Here is a 14,746-nt window from a genome sequence, read left to right as displayed (position 1 = left end):
AAGTCGTTCTTGTGAGGTTGGCTTGTGAGGGCGGAAGCGGGAGGCTCAGGCGGCTTTCGCCTGAGGCCGGGCCAGCGTTCCGGCGGCGTAGCGTCTGGCCATCTCGTCGAGCGGGACGGGTCGGATCCTGTGGGCCTGTCCGGCGGTTCCGAAGGCCTCGAAGCGCGCCTTGCAGAGCTTCGCCATGGCGTCCATGGCGGGCTTGAGGAACTTGCGCGGATCGAATTCGCGGGGATTCTTCACCGCGATCCGACGGAATTCGGCGGTCATGGCCATGCGGCAATCGGTGTCGATGTTGACCTTGCGCACGCCGTGCCGGATGCCGCGCACGATCTCCTCGACGGGAACGCCGAAGGTCTGGGGCATCTCGCCGCCATGGGCGTTGATGACGTCCTGAAGCTCCTGGGGCACGCTGGAGGAGCCATGCATCACGAGATGCGTATTGGGGAGCCGCCGGTGGATCTCCTCGATCACGCCCATGGCGAGGATCTCGCCGTCGGGCTTGCGGCTGAACTTGTAGGCGCCATGCGAGGTCCCGCAGGCGATGGCCAGAGCGTCGACTCCGGTCCTGGCGACGAAATCCACCGCCTGATCGGGGTCGGTCAGAAGCTGGGCATGATCGAGCTTGCCCTCGGCGCCATGGCCGTCCTCGGCTTCGCCTTCTCCGGTCTCGAGGCTGCCTAAAACCCCAAGCTCGCCCTCGACCGAAGCCCCGACCCAATGGGCCATCCGAGAGACGCGCTCGGTGATCGCCACGTTATACTCGTAGCTCGCGGGGGTCTTCATGTCGGCTTCGAGCGAGCCGTCCATCATCACCGAGGTGAAGCCATGACGGATGGCGGTCAGGCAGGTGGCTTCGTCATTGCCGTGATCCTGATGCATGCAGAGCGGGATCTCGGGATAGGTCTCGGCGAGGGCCTCGATCATCTTGCCGAGCATCACGTCTCCGGCGTAGCCGCGGGCGCCGCGGCTGGCCTGCATGATCACCGGAGCGTCGACGGCGCGGGCCGCCTCCATGATCGCGATGCCCTGCTCCATGTTGTTGATGTTGAAGGCGGGGACGCCGTAATCCTGTTCGGCGGCGTGGTCGAGAAGCTGTCTCAGCGTGATCAGCGCCATCGCGCGGTCCTCCCTTTTCTCTTTCTTGATTCAGGCTTTGCGCGTCAGCCGCTTCGCCTCGGCGGCGAGGGCTTCGGCGGTGATCCCGAAATGCTGGTAGAGCGCCGGGGCGGGCGCCGAAGCGCCGAAGCCCGTCATGCCGACGAAGCCGTCCTCGGGCCGGAGCAGCAGATCCCAGCCCATGCGGATCGCCGCCTCGACGCCCACCCGGGGCGCATCCCCCAGGAGCGCCGCGCGCTCGGCGGCGGGACGCGCCGCGAAGAGCTCGAAGCTCGGGACCGAGACGACCGCCACGCGCAAGCCCTCCTCGCCGAGGAGTTCGGCCGCCGTCATGGCGATCTCGACCTCGGAGCCGGTGGCGATCAGCGTCAGGTCGCGCTGGCTTTCGCCTGCATCGGGGCCGCCCCGCAGCAGATAGGCGCCTTCCGCCGAGCGGTTGGGCCCGTCCTCGCGGCGCAGGAGCGGCAGATTCTGCCGCGACAGAGCCAGAAGCGTCGGGCCTTTGCGGTTCGCCAGAGCGATCTCCCAGACTTCGGCGGTCTCCAGAGCGTCGGCGGGGCGCAGCACGGTCAGATTGGGAATGGCGCGCAGGCTGGCGATGGTCTCGACGGGCTGATGGGTCGGGCCGTCTTCGCCAAGGCCGATGGAGTCATGGGTCATGACGAAGATCGTCGGGACCCCCATCAGCGCCGCCAGACGGATCGCGGGGCGAGCGTAATCGGCGAAGGCGAGGAAGGTGCCGCCGAAAGGCCGGAAGCCGCCATGCAGCGCGATCCCGTTCATCGCGGCGGACATGCCATGCTCGCGGATGCCGTAATGGATGTAGCTTCCGCCGAAATCCTCCGCCGTGACCGAGCGCTGGCCCTTGCTGCGGGTGAGGTTCGAGCCCGTCAGATCCGCCGAGCCGCCGATCATGAAGGGCAGAGCCTCGTTCACGACCCCGATGGCGAGTTCGCTGGCCTTGCGGGTGGCGATCTTCGGACGCTCGGCCAGAAGCTTCGCCTTGTGGGCGGCCATGGCGGCGGTCAGGGGCGCGAGATCCTGCGCGCGGTTGGCCTCGAAGGCGGCGCGCTGCGGCGAGGCCTCCAGTCTGGCCCGCCAGACCCGATGCGCCTCGGCGCCGCGAGACGCCGCCGCGCGAAAGGCGGCGTAGGCCTCCTCCGGGATCTCGAAGGGCCCGTGGCTCCAGCCGAGATGCTTGCGGGCGGCGGCGATCTCCTCCGCGCCGAGCGGCGCGCCATGCACGTCATGGCCGCCCTGCTTGTTCGGCGCGCCATAGCCGATGATCGTCCGGCAGGCGACGAGCGTCGGCTTCTCCGAGGCGCGGGCCTGCTCCAGAGCGGCGGCCACGGCCTCGACGTCATGACCGTCGGCTTCGAGGGCGTTCCAGCCGCTGGCCCGAAAGCGCGCCGCCTGATCCACCGAGGTCGAAAGCTCCGTCGATCCGTCGATGGTGATGCGGTTGTCGTCCCAAAGCACGATGAGCTTCGAGAGCCTCAGATGTCCCGCGAGGTCGATGGCCTCCTGGCTCACGCCCTCCATGAGGCAGCCGTCTCCGGCGATCACGTAAGTGAAGTGGTCCACGAGATCCGGGAAGCGCGCCGCCTCCAGACGCTCGGCGAGGGCCATGCCCACGGCGGTGGCGATCCCCTGGCCGAGCGGCCCGGTGGTGACCTCGATTCCCTGGGCGTGGCCATATTCCGGATGTCCCGCCGTGCGGGCGCCGAGCTGCCGGAAGGCGCGGATCTGCGCCATGTCCATGTCGGAATATCCGAGCAGATGATGCAGCCCGTAAAGCAGCATCGAGCCATGGCCCGCCGAGAGCACGAAGCGGTCGCGGTCGGGCCAGCCGGGGGCGGCGGGGTCCAGCTTCATGAAGCGGTCGAAGAGCACCGCCGCCACGTCGGCCATGCCCATGGGCATGCCGGGATGTCCGGAATTGGCCTGTTGCACCGCGTCCATCGCCAGAGCGCGCAAGGCGTCGGCCATGAGCTTTTCCCGAGCGGCGCGAGGATCATGCAGGTTCATGGATTTCTCCTTTCAGCCGCGCCGCTTGGCGGAGACGAGCCGCTCGATGAGAGGGGTGAGGATCAATTGCATCGCCAGATCCATCTTGGGTCCGGGAACGACGATGGAGTTCGCGCGGCTCATCCAGGAGCCGGAGATCATCTGCGTGAGATAAGCGAAGTCGATCCCGCGCGGGTTCTTGAAGCGGATCACCACCAGGCTTTCGTCGGCGGTGGGGATCCAGCGCGCGATGAAGGGATTGGAGGTGTCGACCACCGGAACGCGCTGGAAATTCACGTCGGTCTCGGCGAATTGCGGGCAGATGCAATGCACATAGGCGTGCATGCGCCGCAGGATCACGTCGGTGACGGCCTCGGTGGAATAGCCGCGCTGAGCGCGGTCGCGATGGATCTTCTGGATCCATTCGAGGTTGATCACCGGCACCACCCCGACCTTGAGATCCGCCAGAGCCGCGAGATTCACCTCGTCGTTGATCACCGAGCCGTGCAGGCCCTCGTAGAAGAGGACGTCCGAACCGGAGTCGAAGGGCGCCCAGTCGGTGAACTCGCCCTGAGCCACGCCATGGCGCGCGGCCTCGGCGTCGTCATGGACGTAATGGCGGGTGCGGCCCTCGCCGGTCGCGCCATATTCGCGGAAGACCCGCTCCAGTTCGTCCAGAACATTGGCCTCATAGGAGAAATGCGAGAAGGTGAAGTCTCCGGCGGCGGTGCGCCGCGCGAGTTCGGCCTTCATCTCGACGCGGTTGAAGCGGTGGAAGGCGTCGCCCTCGATGGAGACGGACTTCACGCCCTCGCGACGGAAGATCTGGTCGAAGGTGTGCTTCACCGTGGAGGTTCCGGCGCCCGAAGAGCCGGTGACCGAAATGATGGGATGCAGACGGCTCATGAGGATCAGCTCCGGAACAGGCCGCGGCCGCCGAACAGCGCCGAGGTCTCTTCATGGGAAAGCTCGTGATAGGCGGCGATGCGGGCCACATTGGCCGCGCCGCCGAAGACGAAGGGCGTGCGGGCGTGCAGGGCGTCAGGGGTCTGCGCGAGGATCGGCGAAACGCCGTCGGTGGCCGCGCCGCCCGCCTGCTCGATGAGAAAGGCGATGGGCGCGCATTCGTAGAGATAGCGCAGACGCCCGCGCTCATAGCCCTTGCGGGCGTCGCCGGGGTAGAGGAACACCCCGCCGCGCGTCAGGATGCGGTGGGTTTCGGCCACCAGGGAAGCCACCCAGCGCATGTTGTAATTGCGGCGGCGCGGCCCCTCTTCTCCCGCGAGGCAATCCTCGACATAGGCCCGGATGGGCCGGGGCCAATGGCGATGATTCGAGGCGTTGATGGCGAATTCGCCGAATTTCCCCGAGAGGTCGAAATTCCGGGCGAGGCGATGAAAGCGCCCGTCCTCGGGGTCGAGCAGGAAATGCAGCACGCCCTGTCCGAAGGTCGCGACCAGCAGGCATTGCGGCCCGTAGACCACATAGCCCGCCGCCAGAAGATCGCGGCCGGGCCGCAGGAAGCTCGCCCGAGCCGTCGCCCCGGCGGAATAGACGCCGAAGATCGTGCCGATGGAGAGGTTCACGTCGATGTTGGAGGAGCCGTCCAGAGGATCTATCGCCAGCGCGAGGCCGCCCGCGCCATTGAGATCCACGGCCTCCTCCTGCTCCTCGGAGGCGTAATAACGGACGGCGGAGCCGCGCAGAGCCTCCATGAAGGCCTCGTCGGCGATCACGTCGAGGGCCTTCTGTCCGTCGCCGCCCGCGTTCTGGCCGCGCGCTCCGGCCAGATCCTCGTCGAGCCCGCCCCGGGCGATCCGCCGGGAAAGTCCCGTCGCCACCAGGGCGATGCGGTTCATGAGATCTTCGAAAGGCTCGGGGATCGCGGAATCCCTGAGGATTCTCGTCGCGTCGCGCATGGGGGCCTCCTCCCTGGGAGCCGATGGACGGGCCGGTTTTTTCCGGTCCCTTGATCTTTTCGGACTTACCTCATCCCGCCGCGCCGGATGGCTCGGAGAAAAGATCTAAGCCTTTCTTTTGAGGGGCGTTTTTCAGAAGATCCGTTTCGATCCTCCCGCCTCGGCCCTAAGCTTGCGGATCGGAGGCCAAAAAGAAATTTTAAAAATCAGAAGCCGCATTCAGGAAAATCGAATGATCCGCACCGACGCCCTGACCTTGCGTCAATTGCGCGCCCTCGCCGCCGTCGCGCGGGGGGGATCTCTGGCCGCCGCCGCGGGCGGCCTCGGGCTGACGCCGCCCGCCATTCATGCGCAAATCCGCGCCCTGGAAGGGATTCTGGGCGTGGCGCTCCTTCAGAGACGCTCCGATTCGGCGGGCTCCTCGCCCACGCCCGAAGGCGAGATGGCCATGGAGGCCGGGCGCAGGATCGAGGAGATCCTGCGGCGCCTCGCCGCGGATCTGGAGGCCCGGGCTCAGGGCAAGACCGGGCGCGTGGTGCTGGGAGCGGTCTCGACGGGGAAATATTTCGCGCCGCGTCTGGTTGCGCGCCTGCGGGAGATCCTGCCGGAGATCGAGGTGGTCTTGCGCGAATCCAACCGCGAACGCGTGCTGGAGGGGCTGGAGCGTCAGGAGCTGGATCTCGCGATCATGGGGCGTCCGCCGGACGGGCCCGAGATCGAAGAGGATGTGCTGGGGCCTCATCCGCACGGGCTGATCGCCGCGCCGGAGAATCCCCTGACCAGGCTGGAGGAGGTCGGGGCGAAGGATCTGCTCCGCCATTCGATCATCTCGCGCGAGCAGGGGTCGGGCACGCGGCTGCTGATGACGCGCTATCTCGACAGCCTGGCCGACGGACGCGGCTTCACGCTGATCGAAATGGGCTCGAACGAATCGATCAAGCAGGCGGCCATGGCGGGCCTGGGCGTGGCCTTCCTCTCGCTGCATACGGCCATGGAGGAGCTGCGTCAGGGACGCCTCGCTCTGGTGCGGGCGCCGGGGCTGCCTCTGGTGCGCCAATGGCGCCTCGCGAGGGCCCGCGCCGCGCCGCTCGGCCCGGCCACGGCGCGCATCCGCGCCGAGATCCTCGCCATGAAGGGCGATTTCCTGCCCAAGTGAGGGACTCCCCTCGCCTCAGGCCACCTTGTCGAGATCCGGCACGGCGTCGAGCAGCATCCGGGTGTATTCGGCCTTGGGATGGTCGAAGATCTCGTCCACCGGGCCGCTCTCCTCCAGCACGCCCTGACGCATCACGCCGACGTCGTTGGCCATCTGCCGGATCACCGCGAGGTTATGGCTGATGAGCAGATAGGTCAGGCCGTATTCCTCCTGAAGCCCGCTCATGAGGTCCAGCACCTGGGCCTGAACCGAGACGTCCAGAGCCGAAGTCGGCTCGTCGCAGACGATGAAGGCCGGCTGCGTCGAGAGCGCCCGCGCGATGGCGATCCTCTGGCGCTGGCCGCCCGAGAACTCATGCGGATATTTGCGCATCGCGACGGGATCGAGCCGCACCTTGCGCAGGAGATCCGCCACGCGATCCTCGATCTCCGCGCGGCTGGAGGTCAGCTTCAGCGCCCTGATCGGCTCCGCGACGATGCTTCCCACCTTCCAGCGCGGATTCAGGCTGGCGTAGGGATCCTGGAAGATCATCTGCACGTTGCGTCGCCGCGAGGCCAGGCCCTCGGCGGACCAGACGTCGGCGCCGTCCACGAAGATGCGCCCCGAACTCGGCGGAATCAGCCCCGCGATCATCTTCGCGCAGGTCGATTTCCCCGAGCCCGATTCTCCCACCAGGCCATAGGTCTCCCCGCGCCGGATGGAGAAGCTCACGTCGTTCACCGCGCGGAAGATCCGGCTCTCGCCGCCGAAGAGCCGCCCGAAGAAGGAGCCCCCTCCCCCGAGGCTGAAATCCCGGGTGAGGTTCTCGACGCGCACATAGGCGTCCTGCGCCGCGGCCTCGGGGGCGGCGGCCTCGGCGGGAACCGGCGCCCCGGGATCGCGGTTGAGCGTCGGGATGCTGTCGATGAGCTTGATCGTGTAGGGCTCGCGCGGATGACGGATCACCTGACCCACCGGCCCGCTCTCGACGATGCGCCCCGCGTTCATGACGAGGATGCGGTCGGCGATCTGCGCGATGACGCCCATGTCATGGGTGATCAGCATGATCGCGGCGCCCCGGCTCTCGCAGAGCTTCTTCAGCACCTTGATGACCTGAGCCTGAACCGAGACGTCCAGAGCCGAGGTCGGTTCGTCGGCGATGACGAGTTCGGGGTCCGCCGCGATGGCCAGAGCGATCACCACCCGCTGACGCATGCCGCCCGAAAACTGATGCGGATAGGAATCGATGCGTTCGGCGGCGCGGGGAATCCCCGCCTCCTCCAGCAGCGAGACGGCCCGCGCCCGCGCTTCGGCTTCGTTCAGAGGCAGATGCTGGCGGATGGTCTCGATGAGCTGCTGACCCACCGTGAAGAGCGGATTCAGGCTGGTCAGCGGATCCTGCATCACCATGCCGATCCGCTTGCCGCGCAGCTTGACCATCTCCGCCTCGGGCAGCTGGTCGATGCGCTGGCCCTGGAGATAGACCTCGCCGCTGGTGATCCGCCCCGGAGGCGTCAGCAGGCCGATCACCGCCGCGCCGGTCATGGATTTGCCCGCGCCGGATTCCCCCACCACGCCCAGCACTTCGCCGGGCGCGATGTCGAAGCTCACGCCATGCAGGGCGCGGAAATTCCCGCGCCTCAGGGGGAAATCCACCACGAGGTCGCGCACCGAAAGGACGGGCGTTCGGACGTCTGACGTCTCTGTCATTGGCGCAACTTCGGGTTCAGGGCGTCGCGCAGCCAGTCGCCGAGGAGATTCACCGAAAGCGCGAGCAGGATGAGCATCAGCGCGGGGAAGAACAGGATCCACCACTCGCCGGAGAACAGGAAGCGCTGGCCGATGCGGATCAGCGTCCCGAGCGAAGGCTGGGTCGGCGGCACGCCCACCCCGAGATAGGAGAGCGTCGCCTCCTCGATGATCGCCAGCGCGAGGCTGATCGTCGCGATCACCAGCACCGGACCCAGCACGTTGGGCAGCACATGCCTGAAGGCGATGGAGGGGCCCGGCACGCCCATGATCCGCGCGGCGGAGACGTAATCCTTCTGCCGCTCGACCATGGCGGCGCCGCGCACGGTGCGGGCGAACTGCGCCCAGTTCGCGAGGCCGATGGCGAAGATCAGAACCCAGATCGCCATGCTTTCCTGTTTGTTGGGCGGAATCACGCCCTGCGCCACGCCGAAGATCAGCAGGGCGATGAGGATCGCCGGGAAGGAGAGCTGCACATCCGCCACGCGCATGATGATCGTGTCGGCGAGCCCGCCGCGATAGCCCGCGAAGAGCCCCAGACTCACCCCCAGGGTCATGGAGAAGAGCGTCGCCGCGAAGCCCACGAAGAGCGAGACCCTCGAACCATACAGGATGGTCGAGAGCAGATCGCGGCCCTGATCATCCGTGCCGAAGCGGTAGACCGTCCCCGACATGGCGGCCTCGCCCGGCGGCGTGAAGCCGTCCATGAGCTGGAGCGTCGCGGGATTGAAAGGGTCGTGCGGCGCGATCCAGGGCGCCAGGACCGCCGCGAGGATCAGCGTCAGCGCCACCAGCGAGGAGACGATCGCCACCGGATGATGTCGCCAGGACCAGAAGACGTCGCTGTCCCAGAGCCGCGCCCGGAATCCCCGCGCAGGAGCCGCGGCCTCGACAGGCGCTTCGGGAGGAGAAGCTTCGGCCATGGCTCAGGTCCTCCCGGCGCGGCCGTCCACGCGCAGGCGCGGATCGACGAGATAATACAGAAGATCGACGATGAGGTTGATCACCACGAAGACCAGCGCCACGAAGAGCAGATAGGCCGCCATCACCGGCACATCCACCGCCTGCACCGAGTTCACGAAGAGCGAACCCACGCCCGGCCAGTTGAACACCGTCTCGGTGATGATCGCGAAGGCGATGATCGAGCCCAGCTGCAGGCCCGTGATGGTGATCACCGGAACCAGCGTGTTCTTCAGGGCGTGGCGGAAGTTGATCTTCGATTCCGGCAGGCCCCGGGCCCGCGCGAAGCGGATGTAGTCGCTGCGCAGCACCTCCTGCATCTCGGCGCGGACAAGCCGCATGATCAGCGTCATCTGGAAGAGCGAGAGCGTCACCGCCGGAAGGATCAGCGAGAGCAGACCCGATTTCGTCAGGAATCCGGTGCTCCAGCCGCTCCAGACCTGCACCGTCTGGCCGCGTCCGAAAGAGGGCAGAAGCTTCATCTCCACCGCGAAGACGAAGATCAGACCTATGCCGATCAGGAAGGTCGGCAGCGAGACCCCCACCAGCGAAACCGCCATGATCGCCTGAGAAAAGAAGCGCTTCGCCCAGAAGGCCGTCGAGACGAAGACCGCCGCCCCGCCGCCCAGAGTCCAGAGCAGCGAGCCCCCCCCGAGCAGATGGAACGCGACGCCAGCCCCCAGAACGGCCCCGAGCGCCAGCAGCGTCTCGCGGGTCGAAGGCGGGAGGCGGCCGTGAATGGCCGTGAAGACGCCCAGCGTCACCCCGACGATCAGCGCCAGGCTCGCCGAGACCACCGCCAGTTCGAGCGTGGCGGGCAGACGGCTGAGGATCAGTTGCGTCACCGGCTGCTGAAGCCGGTAGGAGATGCCGAATTCGCCCTGGACCGCGTTCTTCACGAAGGTCCAGAACTGCATGTAGAAGGGATCGTTCAGCCCGAGCCTGTCGCGCAGGGCCTCGCGGTCGGAGAGCCGGGCGTCCACGCCCATCATGCCCTCGACGGGATCGCCCACGAAGCGGAACATCAGGAAGGCGATGAACGCGACCGCCAGCATCACGATGAGCGATTGCAGCAGCCGCCGGAGAATGAAGGCGAACATGGGATCTCCGGGCTGTTGAGGGGAGGCGCGCAACCACAGCCGGTTTCGCGTCCGCCATCGAAACGAAGGGGGCCGAAGACGCGCGCGCCTCCGGCCCTCCCGCCGAAGATCTTACTGGCCGTAGGTGACGGTGGTCATCAGCGGCTGGTTCTCGGGATGAACCGCCAGAGTGACGTTCTCCTTCATCGCATAGGCGAGAAGCTGGTTGTGGATCGGCAGCAGCACGCGGTCGCGCTGGACCTGAGCCCAGATCTCCGCGACGTCGGCGTCGCGCTTCTCGACGTCGACTTCCGTGGCGAGGGACTCGATCTTCGCATCCAGCGCCGGATCGGCGTAGCCCGAGGGGTTGTAGGCGCCGAAATGCCCGGTGCGGCTGTGGATCAGGTCGTTGAAGATATAGGCGGAGTCGAAGGTCGGGACGCCCCAGCCGAGGAGATAGAAGTCGGTGTTGTCGCCGGTGATCAGCGGCGAGTGCTGCGCCACCGGACGCGAAGCCAGCGTCACCTTGATTCCGATGCGCCCCAGCATGCTGACCACCGCCTGGGAGATCGCCTCGTCGTTGACGTAGCGGTTGTTCGGCGTGTCGAGCGTGACGCTGAAGCCGTCCGGATAGCCCGCCTCGGCGAGCAGCGCCTTGGCGCGCTCGGGATCGGGGGCCGGGAAGGCGTCGAGTTCGGGCGTCCAGCCATGGACGAAGGGCGGCATGGCCACGCCCGCCGGCAGCGAATTCCCGCGCATCACCACGCGCCTGATGGCCTCGCGGTCGACGGCCAGATGCATGGCCTCGCGCACGCGGGGGTCGGCGATGGGGTTCTTGTCGGTGACGTTCGAGGATTTCAGCGGCTTGTCGTCCATGCGGTAGCCGAAATAGATGATGCGGTTCTCGGGGCCGGTCTCGACCTTCAGACCCGCCGTGCCCTTGAGGCGCTCGATGTCCTGCACCGGCACGTCCTGCACGAGATCCACCTCGCCCGAGAGCAGCGCCGCGATGCGCGTGGCGTTCTCGGCGATGGGCAGATAGATGATCTCGGTGACCTGGGGTTTGGTCTCGGCCCAATGGGCCTCGTTGCGCTTGAGCACCGAGCGCACGTCCACTTCGCGGGAGTCGAGGATGTAGGGGCCGGTGCCGTTGGCGTTGCGCACGGCGTAATTGTCTTCTCCGGCGGCGTAGTCCTGCACGCTCTGGAGGTTGTGCGCCTCGGACCATCCCTTGTCCATGACGAAGGTGTTGGTCAGGTTGTTCGGATAGAGCGGCGAGGGGCCGGTCATCTTGACTTCGACGGTGTGGTCGTCGACGGCGGTGACGCTCTCGATGGCCGAATGCAGCTGGCGCATGTTCGAATGTTCGGAGCGGGCGCGATCCAGCGAGAAGACCACGTCCTCGGCGGTGAAGTCGGCGCCGTCATGGAACTTCACGTCATGGCGGAGCTTGAAGACCCAGACGCTCGGCTCGCCTTCCTTCACATACCACTCGGTGGCGAGGCGCGGCGTGAGCGAGCCGTCCACGGCGCGATCCACGAGCGTTTCGTAAATGTGGTGGGCGAAGTTATGGGTCACGCCCTGGTTCTGGGAATGGGGATCGAGGGTCAGGGCGTCGCTGGCGCGGGCCCAGCGGAGGGTCTCGGCCATGGCGGAGGAGGCCATGAGCGTCGAGGCGAGCAGAGCCGCAAGCCCCGCGAAGCGTTGGATTTTCATAAGTCTTCTCCTGACGGGTCGTCTGTTTTCACGGGCGCTCGCGCCTTTCATGCCCCCAGAGTAAGCAGAGGCCGCCGCCCCGCGCAAGGGCCTCCGTCATCCTTTCGTCGCGGCGCCCGGGCGGCGCGGAGGGAATTCCGCGCCCCGGAGGATCTTTCGCAATGCGAAAACCCCCCCGGCGGGATCCGGAGGGCTTCAGGGAGGATTCGGGCGGAAGGAGAGCCAGACTTCAGCTCGCCTCGCGGACTTCCGAAGCGCGCGCGACCAGCGTCGCGCGATCCAGCACGAAGTCGCTCGCGACCCAGTCGCGCTCGGCCTGGGTCAGCGCCGCGCCCAGCCGGGGCCCCGGCGTGAATCCGACGTCGATCAGGTCGTTGGCGGTGACCGGAAGCTTCTGGCGGGCGCCTTCGTTGATGTCGCCGAACCAGCGCGCCTGAATCGCCGGACCGCCGTCGGCGGCGGCGATGAGCATGACGTCCCGGGCGGCCTCGGCGCCGCGCTCGTAGCCGAGGCGCCGGGCGGTGGAGGAATCGGTGATCGGATAGGAGACGCTGCGCGCGGTCAGTTCGTTGGCGGCGTGGCGCGAGAGCCTCAGGCGCTCCATCACCTCCTCGGGGGCGGCGCCGCGGGTCAGCAGGGCCAGCCGCCGCATGGGATCCACCGGCTGCACGCCGTAGCGGCGCTCCATCGCGCTGAGGGCCGCGAAAGGCCCGTTGCGGCGCGCCTCCGGCAGGGCGTATTCCATGACTCCGGTCTCCTCCATGGCCTTCATGGCGATGGAGGGATCCGGCGCGGCCATGAGCTTCATCATCTCGGCGCCGACGCGCTCGCGCGACACGCGCTCCAGACCCGCGGCCAGGCCTGCGCAGGCCACCAGTCCCGGGGGCTCCATCTCGCCCTCGCCATACCAGGCGTGGAAGCGGAAAAGCCGCAGGATGCGGAGATAATCCTCCTGGATCCGCTTGGCGGGCGAGCCGATGAACCGCACGCGCCGGGCCTCCAGATCGGAGAGCGCCCAGCCGATGGGATCCTCGACGCGGCCGGTCCGGTCGGCGTAGAGGGCGTTGATGGTGAAGTCGCGGCGCTGGGCGTCTTCGAGGACGCTGGCCCCGTATTCGACCTTGGAGCGGCGGCCGTCGGGCGTCACGTCGCGGCGCATGGAGGCGATCTCGAAGCCCTGGCCGTCGAGCACCGCCATGACCACGCCGTGATCGAGCCCCGTGGGTTCGGCGCGCAGGCCCGCCTTGGCCAGAAGATCGAGAGTCTGCTCCGGAGGCTGGTCGATCACCAGATCCACGTCGGTCGGCGGGCCGTTGATCACCGCGTTGCGCACGCAGCCGCCGACGAAGCGCACGAAGGCGCCCTCGGCGGTCAGGGCCGCCCAGACGGCCCTTGTGGTCTCGGCTTCAAGCCATGGCGCCCGGATCTCCAGACTCATCTGCCCACCCCTATCTGCTCTGCGGCTGAAGCTCCTCCGGGACGATCCGCCCCGGCGTCACCCTTCCGTTTTCCAATCGCGCCGGCTCGTAACGACCGGTTTCGCCGCCCGGGTCCATGACGATCGCCATGGCCAGAGATCCCGCCGCCGCCAGAAGCAGCCCCAGAAGGGCGAGCCTCAGCAGCCTTTCCCGCGCCCAGAGCCCCCGACGCCGCCAGCCTCCCCGGTCGCGGCTCCATTCGTAGAGGGCCGCCAGCGCGAAGGGCAGACAGCCCAGAGCCAGAATCAGGATCAGGATGCGCCCCACGTCGCGCCTCCCGGACCCGCTCCGTCTCCTCCGGACCGCCCCTCGCTCTCGCGCAGGGCCAGGACGCGTTCCGACAGGGATTTGAGCATCCCCGCCGTCGCGCCCCATATGTTCCGTTCATTATAGTCGATGGCGTAATAAAAGCGTTGACGACCCGCATATTCCCGCTGGAGCCGGCGGATTTTCTCGGGATCGAGCAGCAGGTCGAGCGGAGCCTGGAAGGCTTCGGCGATTTCGTCCCCGTCGGGTTCGGGCCGGAAATCGGGCGCCACGAAGCCCACGAAGGGGATGATCAGGAAGCCGGTCACGGTCAGATAGGGCGCGAGCGCCCCCGCCACCTCGACTCCGGCGGGATCGAGGCCGATCTCCTCGCGGGTCTCGCGCAGGGCGCCGGCGAGGGGCGAATGATCCTCGTCCTCCACCTTGCCGCCGGGGAAGGCGATCTGTCCGGCGTGACGGCGCAGATGGTCGCCGCGGCGCACCATCCAGACCCAGAGCCCGTCCTCGCGCTCGACCACCGGGCAGAGCACCGCCGCCATGCGCGGCGCGACGTCGGGCGCGACCTCGTCGCCGCCCGCCGCGAGCGGCAGGGTCTGGGCCACGGCGCGCCGCAGCTCGGCGCGCTCGACGGGGGGAAAGAGTCCTGGCGAACTTCGCAGGGACCGCAGGGAGTTCGTGGTCATGTTCATGGCTCCGCCTCCGAGGCCGGGGCCAGCGGGTGGAAGATTCCCCCCGACCAGATTCCGAAGGCCGCCTCTTCGCCTTCGCCCTCCGCTTCCCCCAACTCGATCAGCCGATAGGTCGTCTTGCGGTCGAGCCGCGCCTCCAGACCATCCCGCATCCGCAGATAGGGCGTCAAGCCGCCCGAGGCGCCATGCGCCGCGCGCAGGCCTCCGGGCGAATCGAGCGCCGCTTCTTCGTCCAGATTCGTGGCGAAGATCAGGCGGCGCGCGCGTCCCTCGCCTTCCTCGCGCATGTCCACGGCGAGAAAGGGCGCGTCCTCGACGCGGATCCTCATCTTCTCGACCGGCGTGACCAGATGATGTTCGTCGCCCTCGCGGCGCAGGACCGAGGCGAAGAGCTTCGTCAGCTCGCGGCGCAGGATGGGGCGGCCCTCGTGGATCCAGGTCCCGTCGCGGCGGATCACGATGTCGATCTCGCCGCAAAAGGACGGATTCCAGAGATGTCTGGGCAGACGGGTCTTCTTAGCCTCGCCCAGGCCCGCGAGGCTCGGGGATGCGCTTGAAGGCGGATGGGGGGGCTCCGACATGACTCCTCTCAGGCCGATCCGCCTCCCGCGTCGGCTCACAAGCTCTT

The 14,746-nt window shown here is 67.6% G+C and carries 13 protein-coding genes; 1 reads left to right on the top strand and 12 read right to left on the bottom strand.

Annotation, left to right across the window (positions count from 1 at the left end; translation table 11 throughout):
- Positions 1–45 precede the first annotated feature (45 nt).
- The 4 genes from fba to PHN62_RS08950 are packed head-to-tail and all read right to left on the bottom strand — an operon-like array spanning position 46 to position 5,045.
- Positions 46–1,119 carry a class II fructose-bisphosphate aldolase gene (gene fba, locus PHN62_RS08965; RefSeq protein ID WP_300149272.1) on the bottom strand — a complete coding sequence of 358 codons (1,074 nt, stop codon included), beginning with the start codon at positions 1,117–1,119 and terminating at the stop codon, positions 46–48.
- Between the two features lie 30 nt (positions 1,120–1,149).
- A complete protein-coding gene (gene tkt, locus PHN62_RS08960) occupies positions 1,150–3,147 on the bottom strand; it encodes a transketolase (protein WP_300149270.1) in 1,998 nt (665 codons plus the stop codon).
- A 12-nt stretch (positions 3,148–3,159) separates the two neighbouring features.
- Positions 3,160–4,032 carry a phosphoribulokinase gene (locus PHN62_RS08955; protein WP_300149268.1) on the bottom strand — a complete coding sequence of 291 codons (873 nt, stop codon included), beginning with the start codon at positions 4,030–4,032 and terminating at the stop codon, positions 3,160–3,162.
- Between the two features lie 5 nt (positions 4,033–4,037).
- Positions 4,038–5,045, bottom strand: coding sequence for a class 1 fructose-bisphosphatase (locus PHN62_RS08950; protein ID WP_300149266.1), 1,008 nt, complete (start codon positions 5,043–5,045; stop codon positions 4,038–4,040).
- 232 nt (positions 5,046–5,277) lie between these two features.
- Between PHN62_RS08950 and PHN62_RS08945 the strand changes: the two genes are divergently transcribed.
- Positions 5,278–6,201, top strand: coding sequence for a LysR substrate-binding domain-containing protein (locus PHN62_RS08945; RefSeq protein WP_300149264.1), 924 nt, complete (start codon positions 5,278–5,280; stop codon positions 6,199–6,201).
- 15 nt (positions 6,202–6,216) lie between these two features.
- Here PHN62_RS08945 and PHN62_RS08940 read toward each other — a convergent pair whose 3' ends face one another.
- From PHN62_RS08940 to PHN62_RS08905, 8 genes are all read right to left on the bottom strand, one after another.
- On the bottom strand, positions 6,217–7,890 hold the full coding sequence (locus PHN62_RS08940) for an ABC transporter ATP-binding protein (RefSeq protein ID WP_300149262.1): 1,674 nt from the start codon (positions 7,888–7,890) through the stop codon (positions 6,217–6,219).
- Positions 7,887–8,852 carry an ABC transporter permease gene (locus tag PHN62_RS08935; RefSeq protein WP_300149260.1) on the bottom strand — a complete coding sequence of 322 codons (966 nt, stop codon included), beginning with the start codon at positions 8,850–8,852 and terminating at the stop codon, positions 7,887–7,889. Before PHN62_RS08935 ends, PHN62_RS08940 begins: the two co-directional genes overlap by 4 nt.
- Positions 8,853–8,855: 3 nt before the next feature.
- Positions 8,856–9,989 carry an ABC transporter permease gene (locus tag PHN62_RS08930; protein ID WP_300149258.1) on the bottom strand — a complete coding sequence of 378 codons (1,134 nt, stop codon included), beginning with the start codon at positions 9,987–9,989 and terminating at the stop codon, positions 8,856–8,858.
- Between the two features lie 111 nt (positions 9,990–10,100).
- Positions 10,101–11,684, bottom strand: coding sequence for an ABC transporter substrate-binding protein (locus PHN62_RS08925; protein WP_300149257.1), 1,584 nt, complete (start codon positions 11,682–11,684; stop codon positions 10,101–10,103).
- 229 nt (positions 11,685–11,913) lie between these two features.
- Positions 11,914–13,122: a CCA tRNA nucleotidyltransferase gene (locus PHN62_RS08920; protein ID WP_300149256.1), complete on the bottom strand. Its 1,209-nt coding sequence runs from the start codon at positions 13,120–13,122 to the stop codon at positions 11,914–11,916.
- Positions 13,123–13,132: 10 nt separating this feature from the next.
- The gene (locus PHN62_RS08915; protein WP_300149255.1) at positions 13,133–13,429 is read right to left on the bottom strand and encodes a DUF6111 family protein; all 297 of its coding nucleotides are present in this window, start codon (positions 13,427–13,429) and stop codon (positions 13,133–13,135) included.
- Positions 13,414–14,118, bottom strand: coding sequence for a CoA pyrophosphatase (locus tag PHN62_RS08910; protein WP_300149253.1), 705 nt, complete (start codon positions 14,116–14,118; stop codon positions 13,414–13,416). The genes PHN62_RS08915 and PHN62_RS08910 overlap by 16 nt, the downstream gene beginning before the upstream one ends.
- Positions 14,115–14,699 (bottom strand): DUF1285 domain-containing protein, encoded by a 585-nt coding sequence (locus PHN62_RS08905; RefSeq protein WP_300149251.1) that lies wholly within the window; start codon positions 14,697–14,699, stop codon positions 14,115–14,117. The genes PHN62_RS08910 and PHN62_RS08905 overlap by 4 nt, the downstream gene beginning before the upstream one ends.
- Between the last annotated feature and the right edge of the window lie 47 nt (positions 14,700–14,746).

Origin of the sequence: Neomegalonema sp., from assembly GCF_028688855.1 — a bacterium.
Classification (GTDB): domain Bacteria; phylum Pseudomonadota; class Alphaproteobacteria; order Rhodobacterales; family Rhodobacteraceae; genus Neomegalonema.
Note: the sequence above shows the minus strand (reverse complement) of the source record. Positions and strands in the feature narration are given on the sequence as shown.

What these genes read in the sequence shown, in the direction of transcription:
- PHN62_RS08920 (WP_300149256.1), bottom strand. Translation starts at nt 13,122, where the DNA reads ATGAGTCTGGAGATCCGGGCGCCATGGCTTGAAGCCGAGACCACAAGG.
- PHN62_RS08955 (WP_300149268.1), bottom strand. Translation starts at nt 4,032, where the DNA reads ATGAGCCGTCTGCATCCCATCATTTCGGTCACCGGCTCTTCGGGCGCC.
- PHN62_RS08925 (WP_300149257.1), bottom strand. Translation starts at nt 11,684, where the DNA reads ATGAAAATCCAACGCTTCGCGGGGCTTGCGGCTCTGCTCGCCTCGACG.
- PHN62_RS08935 (WP_300149260.1), bottom strand. Translation starts at nt 8,852, where the DNA reads ATGGCCGAAGCTTCTCCTCCCGAAGCGCCTGTCGAGGCCGCGGCTCCT.
- fba (WP_300149272.1), bottom strand. Translation starts at nt 1,119, where the DNA reads ATGGCGCTGATCACGCTGAGACAGCTTCTCGACCACGCCGCCGAACAG.
- PHN62_RS08950 (WP_300149266.1), bottom strand. Translation starts at nt 5,045, where the DNA reads ATGCGCGACGCGACGAGAATCCTCAGGGATTCCGCGATCCCCGAGCCT.
- PHN62_RS08905 (WP_300149251.1), bottom strand. Translation starts at nt 14,699, where the DNA reads ATGTCGGAGCCCCCCCATCCGCCTTCAAGCGCATCCCCGAGCCTCGCG.
- PHN62_RS08945 (WP_300149264.1), top strand. Translation starts at nt 5,278, where the DNA reads ATGATCCGCACCGACGCCCTGACCTTGCGTCAATTGCGCGCCCTCGCC.
- PHN62_RS08910 (WP_300149253.1), bottom strand. Translation starts at nt 14,118, where the DNA reads ATGAACATGACCACGAACTCCCTGCGGTCCCTGCGAAGTTCGCCAGGA.
- PHN62_RS08940 (WP_300149262.1), bottom strand. Translation starts at nt 7,890, where the DNA reads ATGACAGAGACGTCAGACGTCCGAACGCCCGTCCTTTCGGTGCGCGAC.
- tkt (WP_300149270.1), bottom strand. Translation starts at nt 3,147, where the DNA reads ATGAACCTGCATGATCCTCGCGCCGCTCGGGAAAAGCTCATGGCCGAC.
- PHN62_RS08930 (WP_300149258.1), bottom strand. Translation starts at nt 9,989, where the DNA reads ATGTTCGCCTTCATTCTCCGGCGGCTGCTGCAATCGCTCATCGTGATG.